The 23271-nt window shown below is 72.1% G+C and carries 19 protein-coding genes; 7 read left to right on the forward strand and 12 right to left on the reverse strand.

Going from position 1 to position 23271, the window contains the following annotated elements:
- Positions 1 to 33 precede the first annotated feature (33 nt).
- Both IF43_RS0111280 and IF43_RS0111285 read left to right on the forward strand, forming a co-directional pair.
- The gene (locus IF43_RS0111280) at positions 34 to 1167 is read left to right on the forward strand and encodes a hypothetical protein (RefSeq protein WP_158939276.1); all 1134 of its coding nucleotides are present in this window, start codon (positions 34 to 36) and stop codon (positions 1165 to 1167) included.
- Between the two features lie 4 nt (positions 1168 to 1171).
- Positions 1172 to 2164: a heme A synthase gene (locus IF43_RS0111285; protein ID WP_078910077.1), complete on the forward strand. Its 993-nt coding sequence runs from the start codon at positions 1172 to 1174 to the stop codon at positions 2162 to 2164.
- Between the two features lie 125 nt (positions 2165 to 2289).
- Here the strand turns inward: IF43_RS0111285 and IF43_RS0111290 are convergent, their stop codons facing one another.
- The 3 genes from IF43_RS0111290 to IF43_RS0111300 all read right to left on the reverse strand — a co-directional run bounded on the left by IF43_RS0111290 (position 2290) and on the right by IF43_RS0111300 (position 4991).
- Entirely contained in the window at positions 2290 to 3447 is a 1158-nt protein-coding gene (locus IF43_RS0111290) for an amidohydrolase family protein (protein WP_030197713.1), read from the reverse strand.
- Between the two features lie 197 nt (positions 3448 to 3644).
- Positions 3645 to 3956, reverse strand: a complete 312-nt coding sequence (locus IF43_RS0111295) for a hypothetical protein (RefSeq protein ID WP_030197716.1) — start codon at positions 3954 to 3956, stop codon at positions 3645 to 3647.
- An 87-nt stretch (positions 3957 to 4043) separates the two neighbouring features.
- Complete coding sequence (locus tag IF43_RS0111300) at positions 4044 to 4991, reverse strand: heme o synthase (protein ID WP_199922714.1); 948 nt, start codon at positions 4989 to 4991, stop codon at positions 4044 to 4046.
- A gap of 319 nt (positions 4992 to 5310) precedes the next feature.
- Here IF43_RS0111300 and tkt point away from each other — a divergent pair, with 319 nt between their 5' ends.
- The 5 genes from tkt to pgl are packed head-to-tail and all read left to right on the forward strand — an operon-like array spanning position 5311 to position 12040.
- Positions 5311 to 7413 carry a transketolase gene (tkt, locus tag IF43_RS0111305; RefSeq protein WP_030197725.1) on the forward strand — a complete coding sequence of 701 codons (2103 nt, stop codon included), beginning with the start codon at positions 5311 to 5313 and terminating at the stop codon, positions 7411 to 7413.
- A 34-nt stretch (positions 7414 to 7447) separates the two neighbouring features.
- Positions 7448 to 8566 carry a transaldolase gene (gene tal / locus IF43_RS0111310; RefSeq protein WP_030197726.1) on the forward strand — a complete coding sequence of 373 codons (1119 nt, stop codon included), beginning with the start codon at positions 7448 to 7450 and terminating at the stop codon, positions 8564 to 8566.
- A 5-nt stretch (positions 8567 to 8571) separates the two neighbouring features.
- Positions 8572 to 10098: a glucose-6-phosphate dehydrogenase gene (gene zwf / locus IF43_RS0111315; RefSeq protein ID WP_030197728.1), complete on the forward strand. Its 1527-nt coding sequence runs from the start codon at positions 8572 to 8574 to the stop codon at positions 10096 to 10098.
- On the forward strand, positions 10095 to 11261 hold the full coding sequence (opcA, locus tag IF43_RS0111320) for a glucose-6-phosphate dehydrogenase assembly protein OpcA (RefSeq protein WP_030197735.1): 1167 nt from the start codon (positions 10095 to 10097) through the stop codon (positions 11259 to 11261). The genes zwf and opcA overlap by 4 nt, the downstream gene beginning before the upstream one ends.
- Positions 11258 to 12040, forward strand: coding sequence for a 6-phosphogluconolactonase (gene pgl, locus IF43_RS0111325; protein ID WP_030197738.1), 783 nt, complete (start codon positions 11258 to 11260; stop codon positions 12038 to 12040). The genes opcA and pgl overlap by 4 nt, the downstream gene beginning before the upstream one ends.
- Before the next feature lie 64 nt (positions 12041 to 12104).
- Here the strand turns inward: pgl and pgi are convergent, their stop codons facing one another.
- The 9 genes from pgi to yvcK form a co-directional block, all read right to left on the reverse strand.
- Positions 12105 to 13757: a glucose-6-phosphate isomerase gene (gene pgi, locus IF43_RS0111330; RefSeq protein ID WP_030197740.1), complete on the reverse strand. Its 1653-nt coding sequence runs from the start codon at positions 13755 to 13757 to the stop codon at positions 12105 to 12107.
- A 140-nt stretch (positions 13758 to 13897) separates the two neighbouring features.
- Positions 13898 to 14233, reverse strand: coding sequence for an RNA polymerase-binding protein RbpA (locus tag IF43_RS0111335; RefSeq protein ID WP_007263454.1), 336 nt, complete (start codon positions 14231 to 14233; stop codon positions 13898 to 13900).
- A gap of 111 nt (positions 14234 to 14344) precedes the next feature.
- On the reverse strand, positions 14345 to 14575 hold the full coding sequence (gene secG, locus IF43_RS0111340; protein WP_030197745.1) for a preprotein translocase subunit SecG: 231 nt from the start codon (positions 14573 to 14575) through the stop codon (positions 14345 to 14347).
- A gap of 168 nt (positions 14576 to 14743) precedes the next feature.
- Positions 14744 to 15520, reverse strand: a complete 777-nt coding sequence (tpiA, locus tag IF43_RS42590) for a triose-phosphate isomerase (protein WP_030197746.1) — start codon at positions 15518 to 15520, stop codon at positions 14744 to 14746.
- A gap of 3 nt (positions 15521 to 15523) precedes the next feature.
- Positions 15524 to 16735: a phosphoglycerate kinase gene (gene pgk / locus IF43_RS42595; protein ID WP_030197751.1), complete on the reverse strand. Its 1212-nt coding sequence runs from the start codon at positions 16733 to 16735 to the stop codon at positions 15524 to 15526.
- 125 nt (positions 16736 to 16860) lie between these two features.
- Positions 16861 to 17865, reverse strand: a complete 1005-nt coding sequence (gene gap / locus IF43_RS0111355) for a type I glyceraldehyde-3-phosphate dehydrogenase (protein WP_030197753.1) — start codon at positions 17863 to 17865, stop codon at positions 16861 to 16863.
- Between the two features lie 210 nt (positions 17866 to 18075).
- On the reverse strand, positions 18076 to 21030 hold the full coding sequence (locus IF43_RS0111360) for a M14 family metallopeptidase (protein WP_030197756.1): 2955 nt from the start codon (positions 21028 to 21030) through the stop codon (positions 18076 to 18078).
- A gap of 211 nt (positions 21031 to 21241) precedes the next feature.
- Positions 21242 to 22231, reverse strand: a complete 990-nt coding sequence (gene whiA / locus IF43_RS0111365) for a DNA-binding protein WhiA (RefSeq protein ID WP_030197759.1) — start codon at positions 22229 to 22231, stop codon at positions 21242 to 21244.
- Complete coding sequence (gene yvcK, locus IF43_RS0111370) at positions 22222 to 23253, reverse strand: uridine diphosphate-N-acetylglucosamine-binding protein YvcK (protein ID WP_234332111.1); 1032 nt, start codon at positions 23251 to 23253, stop codon at positions 22222 to 22224. Before yvcK ends, whiA begins: the two co-directional genes overlap by 10 nt.
- Positions 23254 to 23271: the final 18 nt, after the last annotated feature.

Genomic DNA, 23271 nt, shown 5'->3' on the forward strand with positions numbered 1-23271 from the left:
CGCCTCCACTGACCACGGAGCCGGGGGGCGGACATGGTGGCGCGAGAGGCCGCGTTGCGGCTGGACGGGCAATGGGCTCGGATCAGGGCGGGGGCGGCCGAGTTGCCGCCGGCCGAGGCCGAGGCACTGCTGGCGGAGCTGATCGGGGCGCTGCGCGAGCCCGCCCGGACCGATCCCGAGTGCGCCGCGCGGCTCGGGCTGCGGCTGAGCGACCTGGCCGCGCGCCGGTTCGCCGAAGGGGACCGGCCGGCGGCGCTGGCCGCGATCGAAGAGGGCATGCGGTACGCCGAGCAGGCCGCGCCGCACTCCCCCGAGTACGCCCGCTGGTACGCCCGCGGGCTGATCAACCACGGCGTGTGGCTGGCCTGGCCGCTGAGCGACGCCGACCGGCTGCCGCGGTTCCCGCTGGGTCCGGGCGGCGAGACGGTGCCCGGACCCATCGAGCGGGCGGCCGGCGAGCGGGCCCGCGATCTGACGCTGGCCGCGGTGGAGGTGTGGCGGCGGCTCGACCAGCGGGATCCGGTCAACATCAGGGGACTCGCGCAGGCCGAGGTGTTCGCCGGCGACCGGCTCGCCGAACTGGGTCTGGCGGCGGACGCGGTGGCCTGGGCGGCGGACGCCGAGGCGGGCTTCCGCGCCCTGGCCCGGGCCGGCGGCCCCGGCTACGAGGAGGCGGAGGAGGCGGTCAAGCACCTCGGCCGGCAGTTGGAGCTCCGGCTGCGCCTGCTGTCCTTCGACACCCTGGCCGCCCTGCGCGCGGACGGGCGGCTGCCCGAGACGCTGCTGCCGCACGCCGTGCTCGCCGCCCGCATCCAGGGCGTGGACCCGCTGGTGATCGCGGCCGGGCTGCAGGTCGACGAGGGGGCGGTGCGGGCCACCCTGAGCGCGCGGCCGTGGCGGGCCGTATGGCGCTTCGAGGTGCGCGGTCCTGACGGATTGTGGGACGTACTGGGACATCCCTGGCGCGGCTCGGCCGACGTGACGGATCGCACGGCGGAGGAGACCGGGACGGGCCTGGTGCGGGACTTCACGACCTCCCCGGACTACCCCGGGGACGCAACTCCCTGGCGGGTCCTGGTGTGGTGGCACGAGGAGGGCGATCCGGCCGGTTCCCGCTTCCGGCTGACGCACACACCGTCGGGGGGCCACACCGGCACCCCCTCGTGAAAGTTTGCACAAGGCGCGTCCTACGATAGGGCCCGTGTTGAACCCCTTCGCCTCCATCGCCCGGCGCTGGACGCCCACACCCCGGGTGCTCCGGCGCGCGGCGCTCGCCGCCGTCGTCATGAGCGTGGTCATCGTCGTCACCGGCGGGGCCGTCCGGCTCACCGGCTCCGGCCTGGGCTGCGACACGTGGCCCAAGTGCACCCACGACAGCCTCATCGTCACGTCGGCCCAGGGCTTCCACGGCGCGGTCGAGTTCGGCAACCGGATGCTCACGTACGTGCTGTGCGCGGCGGTGGGCTGGGCGATCCTGGCGGCCCGTTCGGCCAAGCCGTGGCGGCGTTCGCTGACGAAGCTCGGCTGGACGCAGTTCTTCATCGTCATGAGCAACGCGGTGCTGGGCGGCATCACCGTCTGGCTGGGGCTCAACCCCTACAGCGTGGCGGCGCACTTCCTGCTCGCCACCTCCCTCATCACCGTCACGACGATCACCTGGGTGCGCACCGGCGAGGGCGACGCCGCCCCGCGGCCGCGCGTGCCGGGCCCGGTGCGCAAGCTGGGCTGGGCCCTGCTGGGCACGTCCTTCGTGCTGATCGCCGCGGGCACCGTGGTGACGGGCTCCGGCCCGCACGCCGGTGACAGCAGCGACGTGCCGCGGATGCCCTTCGACTGGGCCACCACCGCCCACGTGCACGCGATCGCCGCCTGGCTGGTGTGCGCGCTGGCCGTGGCGATGTGGCTGGTGCTGAAGGTGGTCGACGCCCCGGACGACACCCGGGCGCGCGCCCGCGACCTGCTGGTGGTGCTGCTGGCCCAGGGCGCGATCGGGTACGTGCAGTTCTTCACGAAGCTGCCCGAGGTGCTGGTGGCCGCGCACATGCTGGGCTCGTGCCTGGTGTGGATCGCGGTGCTGCGGGTGGTCCTGGGCCTGCGCGAGCGGCCGGTGGCCAGTGCGGGGATCCCCGCGCAGAGCGACCCGGCGCTGTCCGCGGCCCACTGACGCGCTGCCGCCCGGCGGGAACCTGCTGACCGGAGACCCGCCGGCCGCAGGCCCGCAGGCCGGAGACCCGCCGGGCGGCGTCGGGCCTGCCGGCTGACCCGCCGTCCGGCGACCCGCCCGGCGGGTCAGCCGCCGCCCTCCAGCCCGTACACGCGCCGCGCGTTGCCCGCCGCGATCATTCCGGCGACCCGCTCCGCGTCCCGCAGGGACCAGGCCCCGTCGCCCACCCAGCCGCCCAGGACCCGGGCCAGCGCGTCGCTGAACACGCGCGCGCCGACCACGTGCAGTTCGGGCAGCGCCCGGCCCCCGCTGGAGAACAGCAGCTTGCCGAAGGGCGCGAGTTCGAGGAACTCCGCCAGGACCCCGGCCGCCCGCGCACCGGTGTGCGCGAGGGCCGGTCCGAGGTCGGCGTACACGTGGGGGAAGGCGCCGGCGAGATGCGCCGCGTGCCGGTGGTACGGATACCCGTGCAGCAGGACGAGATCGGTGCCGAGCCCTGCGGTCGCACGGACGAAGTCCGTCAGCAGGGCCGGATCCGTACGGTCGATGCGCCGGCGCGGGTCCCCGGGCCCGGCGTGCAGTTGCAGCGGCAGGCCGGTGGCCACCGCACTCCACAGCAGGTGCCGCAGCAGTACGGGGTCCACGCCGCCCCCGCCTTCGCGGGACCCGGCGGGCGCGGCGTGCGCCGCCGCCCGCGCCCGGGCCCGGGACTCCAGCCAACGGGCCGCCGCCGCGCGCACCTCGCCGGGACCCGGCGGGTCGGGCGCGAAGGCGAGCGCGGGGCCGGCGCCGGCGCCGGACGTGAAGGCCACGGCGGAGGCGGCGGCCCCGTGGACGGCCCCGGCGAGCTGGGCGAGGAAGGCCTCGACGGTCCCGGAGGCATCGGCCACCTGGCCGGCCAGCAGTTCGAGGCGGACGATCTCGTGGGCCTCGGCGGCCCCGGCCGCGGCCAGCTCGCCGGGGGCGGTGAGGTCGCCGGGCAGTCCGGTGTCGACCAAGTACGTGGTGATCCCGGAGCCCCGCAGCAGCCGGCGGCCCGACTCGACGACGCCGAGCTCGCGGCGCCGGGCGAGGTAGCGGGCCGGGGCGCAGTGCGGTTCGAGGCCCAGCAGGGGCGGGCACCAGCGCCGTACGGCGAAGCCGGTCTGGGTGTCGAAGAAGGTGGTGCCGGGGGCGGGCGGGCCCGCGGCGCGCCCCAGATGGGCCTCGAAGGTGCCGAGGCCGAGCTCCGTACGGAGCACCCCGTGGCAGTACTGGTCCACCAGGGACGGCGTGTCGATCATCCGGGCATCCCGTTGCGGACGTCGGGAATCCCGCCGGGGACGGTCCGGCGGGATGTGCTTCCACACGTCCTAACGGGTGACGGGGGCGTCAGGTGTTGCTGCCGCGCGCGACCGTACCGTCGTTCGACGGGTCTCGGGCCGTGCCGCCGGGGCCGTGCGGCAGGGGCGCCGGAGGCCCGGGACGGGTGCCGGAGGGGTCAGGAAGGGCTGCCGAGCTGGATGCCGGCCATCCGCTTCCACTCGTACGGGCCGGTCTTCACCTTGGCGGCCAGTTCCCCGTCGAAGTCCTCGTGCAGGGTCAGTCCGGCCTTCTCGGCGGCCAGCCGCGCGACGTCGTGGCTCGGGGCCACCAGGTCGCCCCAGCCGCCGTCCTCGCCGACGAGGACGATGCGGGTGCCCATCTGGCCGATGTAGGCGAGCTGCCCCTCGGCGCCGCCGTGCTGCTGGGAGAAGTCGCCGATCCGCTTCGCGAGCTTCGCCGCCGTGCGCTCCTGCTTGGTGTCTGCCATGACTCGATGCTACCGGCGAGTAATCAAGGGAGGAAGGGGGCGCGGCGCGGGACGGAGGTCACACCGCCCGCGCCCGGGGCCACGGCGTCAGCGCAGGAAGGGGTCCACGGCCACGGCCACGAACAGCAGCGACACGTAGGTGATGGACCAGTGGAAGAGGCGCATCTCCTTGAGCTTGCCGCCCGTCGCACCGGACTTGGCACGGGCCTGGAGGGCGTGCGCCTCCCACAGCCACCAGCCGCCGGCCGCCAGCGCCACGGCGGTGTAGAACCAGCCGGTGTAGCCGAGCGGGGTGAGCAGCAGCGAGACGGCGACCATCACCCAGCTGTAGACGACGATCTGGCGGGCGACCACCTTGTTCGAGGCGACGACCGGGAGCATCGGCACGCCCACGCGCGCGTAGTCCTCCTTCACCTTCATGGACAGCGGCCAGTAGTGCGGCGGCGTCCAGAAGAAGATGACGAGGAACAGGATGACCGCGGCCCACGACATGGAGTTCGTGACCGAGGACCAGCCGATGAGCACCGGCATGCAGCCGGCGATGCCGCCCCACACGATGTTCTGCGCGGTACGGCGCTTGAGGATCATCGTGTAGACGACGACGTAGAAGAGGAGCGCACCGAGCGACAGGGCGGCGGACAGCCAGTTGACGAGCAGGCCGAACCACAGGGTCGACACCACGGCCAGGACGAGGCCGAAGACCAGGCCCTCGCGCGGGCTGACCATGCCGGTCACCAGCGGCCGCTGCGACGTGCGGTCCATCAGCGCGTCGATGTCGCGGTCGATGTACATGTTGAGCGCGTTGGCACCGCCCGCCGACAGGTAACCGCCGAGGCAGGTCGCCAGAACCAGCCACAGCGAGGGCACGCCCTGCTCGGCGAGGAACATCACCGGCACTGTGGTGATCAGCAGAAGTTCGATGATCCGCGGCTTGGTCAAAGCCACGAAACCCATGGCCCGGGCCCCGAACGGCCGGTGACCGGGGCTCGTCCCGAGCACCCCCGCTGGACGGGATTCGACGGCCGTCACGCACACCCCTGACAGAGACTCCCAGCAAGCTTTCGGGCGTGAATGCCCCGTAAAGACTTGCGCGTACCACGCCACTGTAGACGTTGCCCATACGTGGCCCTGCGCGGGGGTCGGCTCGTGTTGGACCGACCGGATCACACGTACGGGCGTGATCTCGGGGGTGCGCCGACCGCGCGATCCGACCCGGACGGGCGGTGGGCACTCGAATAGCCGCACGCCCCGTCGACGGTAGGCTCGGAAACACAACCGGTGCGCGTTTGGCCACCGGGCGACCGGTGACCTTCGTCACCGGGATTCGACATGTGGAGAGGAGCCCTGACCCAGGGTGAGCACCAAGCCGACCACCACAGAGCTCGACTGGACCGAGTTGGACCAGCGGGCCGTTGACACCGCCCGCATCCTGGCCGCGGATGCCGTACAAAAGGTCGGCAACGGCCACCCGGGTACGGCGATGAGCCTGGCACCCGCCGCCTATCTCCTGTTCCAGAAGGTCATGCGCCACGACCCCGCCGACCCCGAGTGGGTCGGCCGCGACCGCTTCGTGCTGTCCGCGGGCCACTCCTCGCTGACCCTCTACACCCAGCTCTACCTGGCCGGCTTCGGTCTGGAGCTGGACGACCTGAAGTCGTTCCGCACCTGGGGCTCCAAGACGCCGGGCCACCCGGAGTACGGACACACCAAGGGCGTCGAGACCACCACCGGCCCGCTGGGCCAGGGTGTCGCCAACGCGGTGGGCATGGCCATGGCCGCCCGCTACGAGCGCGGCCTGTTCGACCCGGAGGCCGCCCCGGGCACCTCTCCCTTCGACCACATGGTCTACGCCATCGCCGGTGACGGCTGCCTCCAGGAGGGCATCTCCGCCGAGGCCTCCTCGCTGGCCGGCCACCAGAAGCTGGGCAACCTGGTCCTGCTCTGGGACGACAACCACATCTCCATCGAGGGCGACACCGAGACCGCGGTCTCCGAGGACACCCTCAAGCGCTACGAGGCCTACGGCTGGCACGTCCAGCGCGTCGCGCAGCAGGAGAACGGCGACCTCGACCCCAAGGCCCTGTACGCCGCCCTGCAGGCCGCCAAGGCCGAGACCGAGCGTCCGTCCTTCATCGCGGCCCGCTCGATCATCGCCTGGCCGGCCCCGCACGCCCAGAACACCGAGGCCGCCCACGGCTCGGCGCTGGGCGACGACGAGGTCGCCGCCACCAAGCGCGTCCTCGGCTTCGACCCCGAGCAGACCTTCGAGGTCTCCGACGAGGTCATCTCCCACACCCGCAAGGCGCTCGACCGCGGCCGCGACGTGCGCGCCGAGTGGGAGAAGGAGCTCGCCGCCTGGCGCACCGCCAACCCCGAGCGCGCCGCCGAGTTCGACCGCATCCAGGCCAACGAGCTGCCCGCGGGCTGGGAGGACAAGCTCCCGGTCTTCGAGCCCGGCACCGGTGTCGCCACCCGCGCCGCGTCCGGCAAGGTGCTGCAGGCGCTCGGCTCGGTCATCCCGGAGCTGTGGGGCGGCTCGGCCGACCTGGCCGGCTCCAACAACACCACCATCGACAAGACCTCCTCGTTCCTGCCGGAGGGCAACCCGCTGCCGGAGGCCGACCCGTACGGCCGCACCATCCACTTCGGCATCCGCGAGCACGCCATGGCCGCGGAGATGAACGGCATCGCGCTGCACGGCCACACCCGCATCTACGGCGGCACCTTCCTGGTGTTCTCCGACTACATGCGCAACGCCGTGCGCCTGTCCGCCCTGATGCACCTGCCGGTGACGTACGTGTGGACGCACGACTCCATCGGCCTCGGCGAGGACGGCCCGACCCACCAGCCGGTCGAGCACCTGGCCTCGCTGCGCGCCATCCCGGGCCTGGCCGTGGTCCGCCCGGCCGACGCCAACGAGACCGCCATCGCCTGGCGCGAGATCCTCAAGCGCCACACCAAGGTCTTCGGCAAGGGCACCCCGCACGGCCTGGCGCTGACCCGCCAGGGCGTGCCGACCTACGAGCGCAACGAGGACGCGGCCAAGGGCGGCTACGTGCTGTTCGAGGCCACGGGCCCCGCGGGCGAAACCGCTGACGCCCAGGTCGTCCTCATCGGCACCGGCTCCGAGGTCCAGCTGGCCGTGGCCGCCCGCGAGGCGCTGCAGGCCGAGGGCATCCCGGCCCGGGTCGTCTCGATGCCCTCGGTCGAGTGGTTCGAGGAGCAGGACCAGGAGTACAAGGACAGCGTCCTGCCGCCGTCGGTCAGGGCCCGTGTCGCGGTCGAGGCCGGCATCGGCCTGACCTGGCACCGCTACGTCGGCGACGCCGGCCGGATCGTGTCGCTGGAGCACTTCGGCGCCTCGGCCGACGCGAAGGTGCTGTTCCGCGAGTTCGGGTTCACCCCGGAGGCCGTGACCGCCGCCGCCAAGGAATCGATCGCCGCCGCCGCGCGCTGACGCAGGCACCGGCACCAGAGGAGATGCAATTCCCATGACAGACGCACTCAAGCGCCTCTCGGACGAGGGCGTGGCGATCTGGCTGGACGACCTGTCGCGCAAGCGCATCACGTCCGGCAACCTGGCCGAGCTCATCGACCAGAGCCACGTCGTCGGTGTGACGACCAACCCGTCGATCTTCCAGAAGGCGATCAGCAGCGGCGACGGCTACGAGCAGCAGCTGAAGGACCTGGCGGCCCGCAAGGTCACCGTCGACGAGGCCATCCGCATGATCACCACGGCGGACGTCCGCGACGCCGCCGACATCCTGCGCCCGGTCTACGACACGACCGACGGCCAGGACGGCCGGGTCTCCATCGAGGTCGACCCCCGCCTGGCGCACAACACCGGTGCGACCGTCGCGGAGGCCAAGCAGCTGGCCTGGCTGGTGGACCGCCCGAACACGCTCATCAAGATCCCGGCGACCAAGGCCGGCCTGCCGGCGATCACCGAGGTCATCGGCCTCGGCATCAGCGTCAACGTGACGCTGATCTTCTCGCTGGAGCGCTACCGCGAGGTCATGGACGCCTACCTGGCGGGCCTGGAGAAGGCCAAGGAGCGCGGGCTGGACCTGTCGAAGATCCACTCGGTCGCCTCGTTCTTCGTCTCCCGCGTGGACTCCGAGATCGACAAGCGCCTGGACAAGGTCGGCACCGACGAGGCCAAGGCCCTCAAGGGCAAGGCGGCCCTCGCCAACGCCCGGCTGGCCTACCAGGCGTACGAGGAGGTCTTCTCCTCCGACCGCTGGGCCGCCCTGGACCGCGCCCACGCCAACAAGCAGCGCCCGCTGTGGGCCTCGACCGGCGTCAAGGACCCGGCGTACAAGGACACCCTGTACGTCGTGGACCTGGTCGCCCCGGGCACCGTCAACACCATGCCCGAGGCCACCCTGGAGGCCACGGCCGACCACGGCGAGGTCACCGGCGACACGGTCCGCGGCACCTACGAGCAGGCCCGCGCCGAGCTCGACGCGGTCGCGGCCCTGGGCATCTCGTACGACGATGTTGTCCAGCTGCTCGAGGACGAGGGCGTCGAGAAGTTCGAGGCGTCCTGGAACGACCTGCTCAAGTCGACCGAGGCGGAGCTGGACAAGCTCGCCCCCACGGAGGCCTGAAAACCTTGTCTCTCAACGGAGCGAACCCGCTTCGTGACGCACAGGACCGGCGGCTCCCGCGGATCGCGGGGCCGTCCGGCCTGGTCATCTTCGGCGTTACGGGCGACCTCTCGCGCAAGAAGCTGATGCCCGCCGTCTACGACCTCGCGAACCGGGGTCTGCTGCCGCCGGGCTTCTCCCTGATCGGCTTCGCCCGCCGCGAGTGGGAGCACGAGGACTTCGCACAGGTGGTCCACGACGCGGTCAAGGAGCACTCGCGCACGCCCTTCCGCGAAGAGGTCTGGCAGCAGCTGGTGCAGGGCTGCCGTTTCGTCCAGGGCGACTTCGACGACGACGCCGCGTTCGAGACGCTCGCGTCGACCATCGAGGAGCTCGACAAGGCCCAGGGCACGGGCGGCAACTTCGCCTTCTACCTGTCGGTCCCGCCGAAGTTCTTCCCGAAGGTGGTCCAGCAGCTCAAGGAGCACGGGCTCGCCCAGAAGGACGGCTCGTGGCGACGTGCCGTCATCGAGAAGCCGTTCGGCCACGACCTGGCCAGCGCACAGGAGCTCAACAAGATCGTCCACGAGGTCTTCCCCCGGGACGAGGTCTTCCGTATCGACCACTACCTCGGCAAGGAGACCGTCCAGAACATCCTGGCGCTCCGGTTCGCCAACACGATGTTCGAGCCGATCTGGAACCGGTCGTACGTCGACCACGTGCAGATCACCATGGCCGAGGACATCGGCATCGGCGGCCGCGCCGGGTACTACGACGGCATCGGCGCCGCCCGTGACGTCATCCAGAACCACCTGCTCCAGCTGCTCGCGCTGACCGCGATGGAGGAGCCCGGCTCCTTCCACCCCAAGGCGCTGGTGGCCGAGAAGCTGAAGGTCCTCAGCGCCGTCGAGGTGCCCGAGGACCTGGGCAAGCACACCGTGCGCGCCCAGTACACCTCCGCCTGGCAGGGCGGCGAGAAGGTCGTCGGCTACCTCGAAGAGGACGGGATCAACCCCGCGTCGAAGACCGACACCTACGCCGCGATCCGCCTGGAGATCAACAACCGCCGCTGGGCGGGCGTGCCGTTCTACCTGCGCACCGGCAAGCGGCTGGGCCGCCGCGTCACCGAGATCGCGGTGGTCTTCAAGCGCGCTCCGTACCTGCCGTTCGAATCCGGCGCGACCGAGGAGCTGGGGCAGAACGCCCTGGTCATCCGCGTGCAGCCGGACGAGGGCGTCACGGTGCGGTTCGGCTCCAAGGTGCCCGGCACCTCCATGGAGGTCCGGGACGTCACGATGGACTTCGCCTACGGCGAGTCCTTCACGGAGTCCAGCCCCGAGGCGTACGAGCGCCTCATCCTCGACGTGCTGCTGGGTGACGCGAACCTGTTCCCGCGCCACCAGGAGGTCGAGCTGTCCTGGAACATCCTCGACCCGATCGAGCAGTACTGGGACGCGCACGGCAAGCCGGCCACCTACCCGGCGGGCACGTGGGGTCCCGTCGAGGCCGACGAGATGCTCGCACGAGACGGACGGAGCTGGCGCCGGCCATGAAGATCGATCTCACGGAGACCACCTCCAGCAAGATCAACGCCGCGCTGGTGCAGGCGCGCCGGGACATCGGCACGCCTGCCATCGGCATGGTGCTCACCCTCGTCATCGTCACCGACGAGGAGAACGCCTACGACGCGCTGAAGTCCGCCAAGGACGCCTCCCACGAGCACCCCTCGCGGATCATCGTGGTCATCAAGCGCGCCACCCGCTCCCCCCGCAACCGCCGTGACACGCGGCTGGACGCGGAGGTGCGGGTGGGGGCCGACTCCGGCACCGGCGAGACGGTCGTCCTGCGCCTGCACGGGGAGCTGACGGGCCACGCCCAGTCGGTGGTCCTGCCGCTCCTGCTGCCGGACGCGCCCGTCGTGGTGTGGTGGCCCGACAGCGCGCCCTCGGACGTGGCCGGCGACCCGCTGGGCGCGCTCGCCCAGCGCCGCATCGTCGACACGTACGCCGCCGAGGACCCGTACGCGGAGCTGACCGCCCGCGCCGGGACGTACGCCCCCGGTGACACGGACCTGTCGTGGACCCGGATCACCCCGTGGCGCTCGATGCTGGCGGCCGCGCTCGACCAGCAGACGGTCACCGTCACCGGTGCGACCGTCGAGGGCGAGGACGACAACCCCAGCTGCGAGCTGCTGGCCATGTGGCTGGCGGACCGCCTGGACGTCCCGGTGCGCCGGACCCGCTCGACGGGCCCGGGCCTGACCGCGGTGCGGCTGGAGAGCGCCGCCGGCACGATAGTCCTCGACCGGGCCGACGGCTCGCTGGCGACGCTGTGCATGCCGGGGCAGCCGGACCGCGCGGTGGCGCTCAAGCGCCGCGACACCGCGGAGCTGCTGGCCGAGGAGCTGCGGCGGCTGGACCCGGACAACACCTTCGAGTCCTCGCTGAAGTTCGGCGTGGAGCGGCTGGAGGCGCAGGGCGCGGCGGTCGCCGGCCGCTCCGCGCAGGGCGCCGGGACCGCGGACGCCCCGGCCGCGGCGGGCGCCACCGCGGCGGGCGCGGCGGACGACACCGCGGCGGGCGCGGCCGAGGCCGTCGAGGCCGACGCCGACGCCGGTGGGGCCGAGGCCGGTACCGAGGCGGTTCCGGCCGGAAAGGCCGCCCCGAAGGCCGCGACCTCGAAGAAGGCGCCGGCCAAGAAGGCGGTGGCCTCGTGAGCACCCCCCAGGTGGTCGTCCACCGTGACAAGGAGCTGATGGCCCAGGCCGCGGCCGCGCGCCTGATCACCAGGATCGTGGACGCCCAGGCCGCCCGCGGTTCCGCCTCCGTGGTCCTCACGGGCGGGCGCAACGGCAACGGCCTGCTGGCCGCCCTCGCCGCCGCCCCCGCCCGGGACGCGGTGGACTGGTCGCGGATCGACCTCTGGTGGGGCGACGAGCGGTACGTCCCGGCCGACGACCCGGAGCGCAACCACGTCCAGGCCCGCGAGGCGCTGCTGGACTCGGTTCCGGTCGACCCGGCCCGGGTGCACGCGATGCCCGCGCTGGACGGCCCGTACGGCGCGGACGTGGACGCGGCGGCCGCCGCGTACGCCGACGAGCTGGCCCGGGCGGCCGGTCCGGAGGACCACGGCCCGGTGCCGCGGTTCGACGTGCTGATGCTCGGTGTGGGGCCGGACACGCACGTGGCCTCGCTCTTCCCGGAGCTGCCGGGCGTGCGCGAGCAGGCCCGTACGGTCATCGGCGTGCACGGCGCGCCGAAGCCGCCGCCGACCCGGATCTCGCTGACCCTCCCGGCCATCCGGGCGGCCCGCGAGGTGTGGCTGCTGGCCGCGGGTGAGGACAAGGCCGGCGCGGTCGCCATCGCGCTGGGCGGCGCGGGCGAGGTCCAGGCCCCGGCCGCGGGCGCCTACGGCCACGTGCGCACGCTGTGGCTGCTCGACCGGGCCGCGGCGGCGAAGCTCCCGCCGGCGCTGTACCCGCCGGCCTCGGCGTAGCCGCCGTACCGGGTACGGCCAAGGGCCCCGCTCTCCTGCGAGAGCGGGGCCCTTCTCCGTTCGGTCAGCCGCGGCCGCGCAGCTCGCGGTACGTGGCGACCAGGGCCTGGGTGGAGGCGTCCAGCCCGCCGACCTCCGCTGCACCGGTCAGCGCCGGCTCGATCCGCTTGGCGAGGACCTTGCCGAGCTCCACGCCCCACTGGTCGAAGGAGTCGATGTTCCAGACCGCGCCCTGGACGAACACCTTGTGCTCGTAGAGGGCGATCAGCTGGCCGAGCACGGACGGCGTCAGGGAGGACGCGAGGACCGTGGTCGTCGGGTGGTTGCCGCGGAAGGTCTTGTGCGGGACCAGCGGCTCGGCGACGCCCTCCGCCCGTACCTCCTCCGGGGTCTTGCCGAAGGCCAGCGCCTGCGTCTGGGCGAAGAAGTTGGCCATCAGCAGGTCGTGCTGGGCCGCCAGGGCCGGCGGCAGCACGCCGACCGGCTCGGCGAAGCCGATGAAGTCCGCCGGGATCACCTTCGTGCCCTGGTGGATCAACTGGTAGTAGGCGTGCTGCCCGTTGGTGCCGGGAGTGCCCCAGACCACCGGGCCGGTCTGCCACTCCACCGGGTTGCCGTCCCGGTCCACCGACTTGCCGTTGGACTCCATGTCCAACTGCTGCAGGTAGGCGGTGAACTTGGAGAGGTAGTGCGAGTACGGGAGCACCGCGTGCGACTGCGCGTCGAAGAAGTTTCCGTACCAGACGCCCAGCAGGCCCATCAGCAGCGGCGCGTTCTGCTCGGCCGGCGCGGTCCTGAAGTGCTCGTCCACCAGCCGGAATCCGGCGAGCATCTCGCGGAAGCGGTCCGGGCCGATGGCGATCATCAGGGAGAGGCCGATGGCCGAGTCGTACGAGTAGCGGCCGCCGACCCAGTCCCAGAACTCGAACATGTTGGCCGTGTCGATGCCGAACGCGGCGACCTTCTCGGCGTTGGTGGAGAGCGCCACGAAGTGCTTGGCGACGGCCTCCTCGGCGCCGAGGCCCTCCAGCAGCCAGCTCCGGGCGGACGTGGCGTTGGTGACGGTCTCGATGGTGGTGAAGGTCTTGGACGCGACGATGAACAGCGTCTCGGCCGGGTCCAGCCCGTGCACGGCCTCGTAGAGGTCCGCGCCATCGACGTTGGAGACGAAACGGACCGTCAGGTCGCGGTCGGTGAAGGTGCGCAGCGCCTCGTACGCCATCGCCGGACCGAGGTCGGATCCGCCGATGCCGATGTTGACGACGTTGCGGATGCGCCGGCCGGTGTGACCCGTCCACTCCCCCGAGCGGACCCGCTCGGCGAAGGCCGCCATCTTGTCGAGCACCGCGTGGACGGCGGGGACGACGTTCTCCCCGTCGACCTCGACGACCGCGTCCGCGGGCGCGCGCAGGGCGGTGTGCAGGACCGCCCGCCCCTCGGTGGTGTTGATCTTCTCGCCGCGGAACATCGCGTCCCGCAGCTCCGTCACGCCGGTCGCGGCGGCCAGGTCGCGCAGCAGGCCCAGCGTCTCGTCGGTGACCAGGTGCTTCGAGTAGTCGATGTGCAGGTCGCCGACGCGCAGCGTGTACGCGGTGCCGCGGCCCGGGTCCGCGGCGAAGAGCTCCCTCAGGTGCGTGTCTGCGAACTGCTCCCGGTGCTTGGCCAGCGCGGCCCATTCGGGGATCCGGTTCAGCTTTGCCTTCGTCTCGGACATCAACCCACTTCTTCCGTCCTGTCGTGCCCCGCCACCCCCCAACCTAAAGGATCAGGAGGCCCGTACCGGACACAAACGGGCCCGGCCCGCGGGAGAGGTGCCTCCCGCGGGCCGGGCCCGGAAGTCATGCGGTGTACCGCGGCTCAGATCTCGCCCCGCAGCTTGGCGAGGGCCTCCGCGAGGATGGCCTCGCCGTCGGCGTCCGTGCGGCGCTCGCGCACGTACGCGAGGTGGGTCTTGTACGGCTCGGTCCGCGGCGGGGCCGGGGGGTTGTCCCGGTCCTGACCGGCCGGGAAGCCGCAACGCGGGCAGTCCCAGGTGTCCGGTACCTGCGCGTCGCTCGCGAAGCTCGGCTGCGTCTCGTGCCCGTTCGAGCACCAGAAGGAGATGCGCAGGCGCGGCGCGGACTCGCCGCGCTCGGCCTCACCCATCGGCCCCGCTCCGACCCGGCTTCCACGGATCGCGTTGCCACTTGCCACGGTCGTAACTCCCTGCGTAATGGTGCCGCGTTCGCGTCGTCAATGTCCGCCGCGGGCGCCCCAGTCTACGGAACTCCCAACGCGCGTCCAATGGCCGGAGTTACTTCTCGGTCAGCGGTCGAGCTTCAGCACCAGGCCAAGTGCGACAATGCACGCGAACCAGCACGTGCCGACCACGATGGTGATGCGGTCCAGGTTGCGCTCCGCCACCGAGGAGCCGCCGACGGAGGACTGCATGCCGCCGCCGAACATGTCGGAGAGGCCGCCGCCCTTGCCCTTGTGCATCAGCACCAGCAGCATCAGCAGCAGGCTGAAGACGATCAGGGCGATCGAGAACCCCATAATCACGGCTGGATCCTACTTTCCTGGTAAATCGAGGCCTGGCTGCGGCCCTGAGTGGGGCGAGGCGGGGGCCAGTGGCTGCTGATTCAGCCCCCTGGCCCCCGCAAGAGTACGACGGATCCGCCCTACCGCCTACTCACCGCCGTGATCGCGGCGAGCGGCACGGGATCACTGGTCGCGGAACCGGACGATCTTCACGAACTCGTCCGCGTCCAGGGACGCTCCGCCGACGAGGGCGCCGTCCACGTCGGGCTGGGCCATGATCGCGGCGATGTTGCCGGCCTTGACGGAGCCGCCGTACTGGATGCGGACCTTGTCGGCCACGTCCTGCGAGTACAGCTCGGCCAGGCGGCCGCGGATCGCCCCGCAGACCTCCTGGGCGTCCTCGGGGGTGGCGACCTCGCCGGTGCCGATGGCCCACACCGGCTCGTACGCGATCACGATGGTCTCGGCCTGGTCGGCCGGGAGGTCCTTGAGGCCCCCGTCGACCTGCGCCAGCGTGTGCGCGACCTGGTTGCCCGCCTTGCGGACGTCCAGGCCCTCGCCGACGCACAGGATCGGGGTGATCCCGTGCGCGAAGGCGGCCTTGACCTTGGCGTTGCACAGCTCGTCGGACTCGTCGTGGTACTGGCGGCGCTCGCTGTGGCCGACGGCCACGTACGTGCACTTCAGCTTCGCCAGCATCAGGCCGGAGATCTCGCCGGTGTAGGCGCCGGACTCGTGCGCCGAGATGTCCTGGGCGCCGTACTTGATCTTCAGCTTGTCGCCGTCGACCAGGGTCTGGACGGAGCGCAGGTCGGTGAAGGGCGGGAGCACCGCCACCTCGACCGCGTCGTAGTCCTTGTCGGCGAGGGCGAAGGCGAGCTTCTGGACGTGGGCGATGGCCTCGAGGTGGTTGAGGTTCATCTTCCAGTTGCCCGCCATCAGCGGGGTACGAGAGGTCACGGGTCAGCCTTCCAGTGCTGCGATGCCGGGGAGGGACTTGCCCTCGAGGTACTCCAGGCTGGCGCCGCCGCCCGTGGAGATGTGCCCGAAGGCGTTCTCGTCGAAGCCGAGCAGGCGCACGGCCGCGGCCGAGTCGCCGCCGCCGACGACGGTGAAGGCCTCGCTGTCGACCAGGGCCTGCGCGACGGCGCGGGTGCCGTTCGCGTAGTCGGGGTGCTCGAAGACGCCCACCGGGCCGTTCCAGAAGACGGTCGCGGCGTCGGCGATCTTCGACGCGTAGAGCTCGCGCGTCTTCGGGCCGATGTCCAGGCCCTCCTTGTCGGCGGGGATCTTGTCCGCGTCGACGGTGATGAAGTCGGCCGGGGTCTTGCCCTTGAGGTCCGGGAACTCGCCGGCGGCGAGGACGTCGACCGGGAGGAGCAGCTCCACGCCGGTCTCCTCGGCGCGCTTCATGTACTCGGTGACCTTCTCCACCTGGTCCTTCTGGAGCAGGGAGATGCCGACCTCGTAGCCCTTGGCGTACAGGAAGGTGTACGCCATGCCGCCGCCGATGAGGATGCGGTCGGCCTTGCCGAGCAGCTCGTCGATGACGGCGAGCTTGTCGGAGACCTTGGCGCCGCCGAGGACGACGACGTAGGGGCGCTCGACCTCGGCGGTGAGCTTCTTGAGGACGCCGACCTCGGTGGCGATGAGGGAGCCGGCCGCGTGCGGCAGGCGGGCCGGGAGGTCGAAGACCGAGGCGTGCTTGCGGTGCACCGCGCCGAAGCCGTCGCCGACGTAGACGTCGGCGAGCTCGGCGAGCTGGTCGGCGAAGGCGCCGCGCTCGGCGTCGTCCTTGCTGGTCTCACCGGGGTTGAAGCGGAGGTTCTCGATGACGGCGACCTGGCCGTCGGCGAGGGCGGCGACGGTCTCCTTGGCGGAGGAGCCGACGGTGTCGGTGGCGAACGCGACGTCCTGGCCCAGCAGTTCGCCCAGTCGGCGGGCGGCCGGGGCGAGGGAGAAGGCCGGGTCCGGGGCGCCCTTGGGGCGGCCCAGGTGGGAGGCCACGACCACGCGGGCGCCGGCCTCGGCGAGCTTCGCGATGGTCGGCTGGACGGCGCGGATGCGGCCGTCGTCCGTGATCTCGGTGCCGGCGAGCGGCACGTTGAGGTCGGCGCGGACGAAGACCCGCTTGCCGGAGACGCCCTCGGCGAGAAGTTCGTCGATCGTCTTCATGCTGTTTATGACTCCTTTGGCGCCCGTGCGGGGCGAAGAACGACAGGAAAACTACAGGGTCCGGGCGGCGCCTCGTCGCGCCACCCGGACCCTGTGCTTCACATCGTGGTGTTCCTAGCCCTGGCTCAGAGCTGGCCGCCGACGAAGACCGTCAGGTCCACGAGGCGGTTGGAGTAGCCCCACTCGTTGTCGTACCAGCCGACGACCTTGACCTGCTTGCCCTGGACCATGGTCAGGGAGGAGTCGAAGGTGCAGGAGGCCGGCCAGTTCACGATGTCGGAGGAGACGATGGCGTCCTCGGTGTAGTCGAGCACGCCCTTCAGCTGGCCCTCGGCGGCCTTCTGGAAGGCCGCGTTGATCTCGTCCTTGGTGACCTCGCGGTCGAGCTCGAGGACGAGGTCGGTGACCGAACCGGTCGGGACCGGGACGCGCATCGCGATGCCGTCGAGCTTGCCCTTGAGCTGCGGCAGGACCAGGGCGGTGGCCTTCGCGGCACCCGTCGAGGTCGGGATGATGTTCTCGGCGGCGGCGCGGGCGCGGCGCAGGTCCTTGTGCGGGAAGTCGAGGATGCGCTGGTCGTTGGTGTAGGCGTGGACCGTGGTCATCATGCCCTTGACGATGCCGAAGTTCTCGTCGAGGACCTTGGCCATCGGCGCCACGCAGTTCGTGGTGCAGGAGGCGTTGGAGATGACGTGGTGGTTGGCCGCGTCGTACTTGTCCTGGTTGACGCCAATCACGATGGTGATGTCCTCGTCGCTGGCCGGGGCCGAGATGAGGACCTTCTTCGCGCCCGCCGCGAGGTGCTTGGCGGCGTCCGCCTTCTTCGTGAAGATGCCGGTCGACTCGATGACGATGTCCGCGCCCAGCTCGCCCCAGGGCAGGTTGGCCGGGTCCCGCTCGGCCATCGTCTTGAAGGTGTGACCGTTGACGGTGATGCTGTCCTCGGTGTGGCTGACCTCGCCCTTGAGGCGGCCCAGGATGGTGTCGTACTTCAGCAGGTGGACCAGAGTGGCGTTGTCCGTCAGGTCGTTGACACCGACGATCTCGATGTCCGCCCCCTGCTCCAGCATGGCCCGGAAGTAGTTACGGCCGATACGGCCAAAACCATTGATACCTACGCGGATCGTCACGAACCGATCTCCTCGTATGTGCGCCGGCCTGTCCACCGGCGAGCTTTATTTGGGATGTCCCCGACCGCTTCCGACCCTACCTCTCCGTGAGCCCTGGAGTGACATCGACGACGCTCCCGGATCGCCCCGAGTACGTGCCGAAACCCCCGCGGACCCGCACCGGAGGCTCCGGTGCGGGTCGACGGGGACCCGAGGGCCCGTCACTCAGAGTCAGCGGTGGAGCGAGCGCAGAGCCGTACCGATGAGTACCGATCGGGCTCGCGCGTTCTGGAGGTGTTCCAGGCCGAAGCCGAGGAGCACCGTGTCACGGGTAGTGACCGAGGCGTAGGACGTGAACAGCTCGCCGGTCCGGGACCAGGTGCCCGGGACCGAGGGGCTGCCGGCGGGTGCGCCCTGCGCGGTCCACGCCCCCAGGGAGCTCTCGAAGCCCTCGTCCTCGCGCTGCGCGCCCTCGACGACGAGGCGGGCCTCGTCGGCGAAGAGCCCGCGGCCGCCGCTGCCGCCGTCACTGACGTACGACAGCGCCAGCTCGACCTTCCTGCCCGCGTACGGGCTGAGGTCGAAGCTCACCTGCTTCCAACCCCCGGAGGAGCCGCTGAAGCTGTTCCACGCGCCGCTGGAGCCGGTGGCGGTGCAGCCGCCCGCCCCCAGGGTCAGGTAGTGGGTGAGGAACGGGTGGTCGTGGATGAAGAAGCCCTGGCCGCAGTCGGCGGGGACGTCCTTCTTGGTCAGCCCGGAGGCCTCGGGAAGGGTGGTCCAGTCCTGGGCGCCGGTGGTGTGCGCCTCCAGCACGGCGTGGTCGTAGCCCGGCTCGGTGTCCCAGTTGAGGGCGAGCCTGAGCTGCGGCTGGTCGGCGGCGGCGACCCCGGTGAGGTCGACCGTGCGGACCAGGCGCCGCCAGACGTCGTCGTCGTGGACGGTCGCCGCCATACCGGAGCCCTTGTAGGGCGCGTACGGGTTCACGACCCCGGCGTACGAGCCGGCCGCCGCGCTGCGGAACTGCGGGAACCGGTCCGCCGGCAGGCTGTCGGAGGTGACCGTGTAGGCCCCCGCCCGGTCCAGCGGGGCACCGGCGGCGGCGCCGAGCGGGCCCCGGGCGCCGAGCAGGGCTCCGGTGCCGGTGAACCCGGTGGGACCGGCGGCGTCCGCACGGCCGTAGGCGCCCAGGTAGTACTGGCTGAAGTCGTCGGTGACGGTGCGGCCCGCCTGGGTGTCGCCGCCGGCCTTCGGACCGGCCTCGACGAGCCGGCCGCCCTCGTTGAGGAAGTCCCGCAGCGCCATCTGCACGGCCCCGGCGGGCGCCTGCCCGGCCGTGTAGTGGACCGCGGCGCGGTAGTGGGACAGGACGCCCAGCGGGTGCGGCACGCCCTGCGCGGCGACGTCCCAGACGGTCGCCGAGCGGCCGCCGGCGCGCAGCGCGTCGACGTACGTGGCCGCCTGCTTCGCCTTGGCGCCCTCCTCGGCGATCACGAGGACGTCGGCGCGGGGCTGCCGGGCCACCGTGTAGCGGAAGCCCTTGCCGGTCACCTTGGCGCCGGCGGCGGTGCGGCCCGTGAACCAGACCTCGACCTTGTCACCGGGGCGGGCGCCCTCGACGGCGGCGCGGTACTGGTCGAAGCGGATGTTGTCGGCGCCGCCGTAGCGCTCGCCGCCCTTCCAGGGGGCGAGCGCCCTGGTGTGCGTACGGCCGCCGTTGACGCGGTACTCGAGCGTCTTGGCGCGCAGCGACCTGCGCGCGGTGACGGCGACCTGCTGGGCCCCGCCGCGGGCGTACGAGACGGTGAACGGGTCCGCGGTGAAGGGGGCCGCGGTCCTCCCGACCACCGACACCGGCCGGTCGGGGTGGGCTGCGGTCTCGGCGACGGAGAGCGCGAAGGGGACGTTCTTGGCGAACTCGCCCTGGATCAGCTTCTCGTCGTCCGGGAAGTTGAAGCCGGAGCGGCAGTCCTCCGCCTTCCAGCGGTCGTTCGGGTCGATGTCCGAGGCGGTCTGGCAGGTCGTCATCTCCGGGGTGAACATCATCATCCCGTTGACGTTGCCGGCCTGGCCGTCGGCCTCGCCGTTGGTCGTGTACAGCTCCGAGGAGACCTGCGGGTAGTAGCCGGGCACGGCCGGCTTCTCCGGCGTTCCGGCGAGCGCCTTGTAGAGCACGTCGTCCGGTGTGGGGGTGGCGACCTGCCAGCCGACGCCGTAGAGCAGCAGCTCGGCGGCCGAGTGGTAGTTGATGCCGAACTCGAAGCCGATGCGCTTCTCGAAGCGGTCGAGGGCGACGGTCTCGGGCTCGGAGGACGCCCGGGGGCCGCGGTAGGTCTCGCTGAAGGGGTTCGGGGAGGAACCCTCGTCGTCGTAGCCCCACTTGTAGGAGAAGTTCCGGTTGAGGTCGACGCCGTCGGCGGCGGTGATCTTCCCGTCGCCGTTGTTGTCGTGCAGGTTCTTGCGCCAGAGCCGCTCGCCGTCCTTGGCGTGCGTGTAGTCGTACCCGTCGGGGTTGGCGGAGAGCACGAACCACAGCTCGGTGGAGTCGACGATGCTCTTGACCCGCTTGTTCCGGCCGTAGTTGTCGAGGTAGTAGTGCAGCAGCCGCCGGGTCATCTCCGGCGTGATCCACTCGCGGGCGTGCTGGTTCGACATGTACAGCACGGCGGGCCTGGCGCCGTCCTTGGTCCGCCTGGCGTTCTTGGTGACCTTGACGGCGAGGATGTCCTTGCCCCGGACGGTCTTGCCGATGGAGACGACCTTCGCCAGACCCGGGTGGTCGCGGCCGGTCCGGACGATCTCCTCCTTGAGCCCGCCCCTGCCGCTGTACGGGCGGAACACCCCGTCGCCGGCGGTGGTGCGGGCGGCGCTCGGCGCGGGCCGGCGCTCGGCGAGCCGGACGCCCTGGGCGCGCAGCTCGCGGGCCTGGGCTCCGGTGAGGAAGAGCTCGACGCGGGTGGTGCCGCGCGCCGGGGCACGCTCCCCGAGCTCGTGCGCGTCCTGGCCGGCCCTGAGGACCAGCGGGACCTGTGCGCGGGTGATGTCGGCCTCGTAGACCCTCACCTCGTCGGCCGCGGCGGCGGTGCCGTCGGCCGTCGTGCCCGGCTGCGCCATGGCCGCCGGTACGGCGGCCATGGAACCGAGGATCAGCGCGCCGGTGGCGAGGATCGAGCTCGCTCTGCGCCTCATGCGCCCCCCTGCTGTCGTCGATCGGAACGATCGGAAAGAGCATGTCGATCAGTTGGACATGCGGACGCAAGGCTTTCGGTGCCGCGTGGCCATGTCAATAAGGCGTCCCGCCGTCCCAAGTGCCGTACGAGCGGGGGCCGCAGGGCCGGACCGCCGTGGAACGCAGCGAGGAAGGGACCCCGCTGCGGGGTCCCTTCCTCGCTGCCCGGGGTCAGCCGGCCAGGTTGTCGGCCATCTCCTCGGTCAGGTTGGACTCCGTACCGGGGATGCCGAGGTCCTGCGCGCGCTTGTCGGCCATCGCCAGCAGACGGCGGATCCGGCCGGCCACGGCGTCCTTGGTCAGCGGCGGGTCGGCCAGCGCGCCCAGCTCCTCCAGCGAGGCCTGCTTGTGCTCCATGCGCAGCCGTCCGGCGGCGGCGAGGTGCTCGGGCACCTCCTCGCCGAGGATCTCCAGCGCGCGCTGGACGCGGGCGCCGGCGGCCACGGCCGCGCGGGCCGAGCGGCGCAGGTTGGCGTCGTCGAAGTTGGCCAGCCGGTTGGCCGTGGCGCGGACCTCGCGGCGCATCCGCCGCTCCTCCCACGCCAGCACCGACTCGTGCGCGCCGAGCCGGGTCAGCAGGGCGCCGATCGCGTCGCCGTCGCGCACCACGACGCGGTCCACCCCGCGCACCTCGCGGGCCTTGGCCGCGATGGACAGCCGGCGGGCGGCACCGACCAGGGCCAGGGCGGCCTCGGGGCCCGGGCAGGTCACCTCCAGGGAGGAGGAGCGGCCGGGCTCGGTCAGCGAGCCGTGGGCGAGGAACGCGCCCCGCCAGGCCGCCTCGGCGTCGCAGGTCGCGCCGGAGACCACCTGCGGGGGCAGCCCGCGGATCGGGCGGCCGCGGCCGTCGACCAGACCGGTCTGGCGGGCCAGCTGGTCACCGCCGGCGACCACGCGGACCACGAAGCGGGAGCCGCGCCGCAGCCCGCCCGGGGCCATGACGATCAGCTCGGAGCTGTGCCCGAAGATCTCCAGGATGTCCTTCTTCAGCCGCCGCGCGGCGAAGCTGGTGTCGAGCTCGGCCTCGATCACGATGCGGCCGCTCACCAGGTGAAGCCCGCCCGCGAACCGGAGAATGGCCGAGACCTCCGCCTTCCTGCAGCAGGTGCGGGTGACGGGGAGACGGGAGATCTCGTCCTTCACCGCCGGCGTCATCGCCATGGGCCGATCCTTCCATGCATCCGGAAAATACGGTCGTACGCGGCCGCCAGCCGCTCCGGGTCGTGCTTCGGAGAGCCGTCGGTCCTGGCCACCGGCGCCAGCTCGACCGAGGCCCCGAACCGTTTGGCGGCGTCGACGAGGGACTCGCGGTCGGGCACGGCGGCCTGGTCGGCCAGCACCACGTCCAGGGCGAGTTTAGGGGCGTGTCGGGCCAAAACCTCCAAATGACGCTGCGGAGAGAACCCATCCGTTTCCCCGGGCTGCGGGGCGAGGTTCAGCGACAGCACCCGCCGGGCCTTGGTCTCGGTCAGGGCGTCCAGCAGTTCCGGCACCAGCAGGTGCGGAATGACCGAAGAGAACCACGAGCCGGGGCCCAGCACCACCCAGTCGGCGTCGAGCACCGCCTCGACCGCCTCCGGCACGGCCGGCGGGTCGGACGGGACCAGGTGCACCTCCTGCACCTCGCCGGGGGTCAGGGCCACGGTCGCCTGGCCCCGCACGGTGTCCACGTCGTGCGGCCGGGCCGGGTCGTGGCCCTTGACCAGCGCCTGGAGCTCCAGCGGCACCGCCGACATGGGCAGCACCCGGCCCTGGGCGCCGAGCAGCCGGCCGACCAGGTCGAGGGCGCTGACGTGGTCGCCGAGCTGCTCCCACAGGGCCACGATCAACAGGTTCCCGACCGCGTGCCCGTGCATCTCGCCCTGGCTGGAGAACCGGTGCTGGATCACCCGGGCCCAGGTCTGGCCCCAGTCGTCGTCACCGCACAGCGCGGCCAGCGCCTTGCGCAGGTCACCGGGCGGCAGGACGCCCAGCTCCTCCCGGAGCCGGCCGCTGGAGCCGCCGTCGTCGGCGACGGTGACCACCGCGGTCAGGTCGCCGGTGATCCGGCGCAGCGCCGCCAGCGAGGCGGACAGGCCCATGCCGCCGCCCAGCGCGACGACCTTGGGCTGGGCCCCGCGCCTGCGGCGGCGGGCCGGGCCGGAGACCGCGGACTCGCCGCGGACCGGCCCCAGCCCGCCCAGGCGGCGGAGCCGGAGGGT

Origin of the sequence: Streptomyces sp. NRRL S-87 (assembly GCF_000719335.1) — a bacterium.
Lineage (GTDB): Bacteria > Actinomycetota > Actinomycetes > Streptomycetales > Streptomycetaceae > Streptomyces.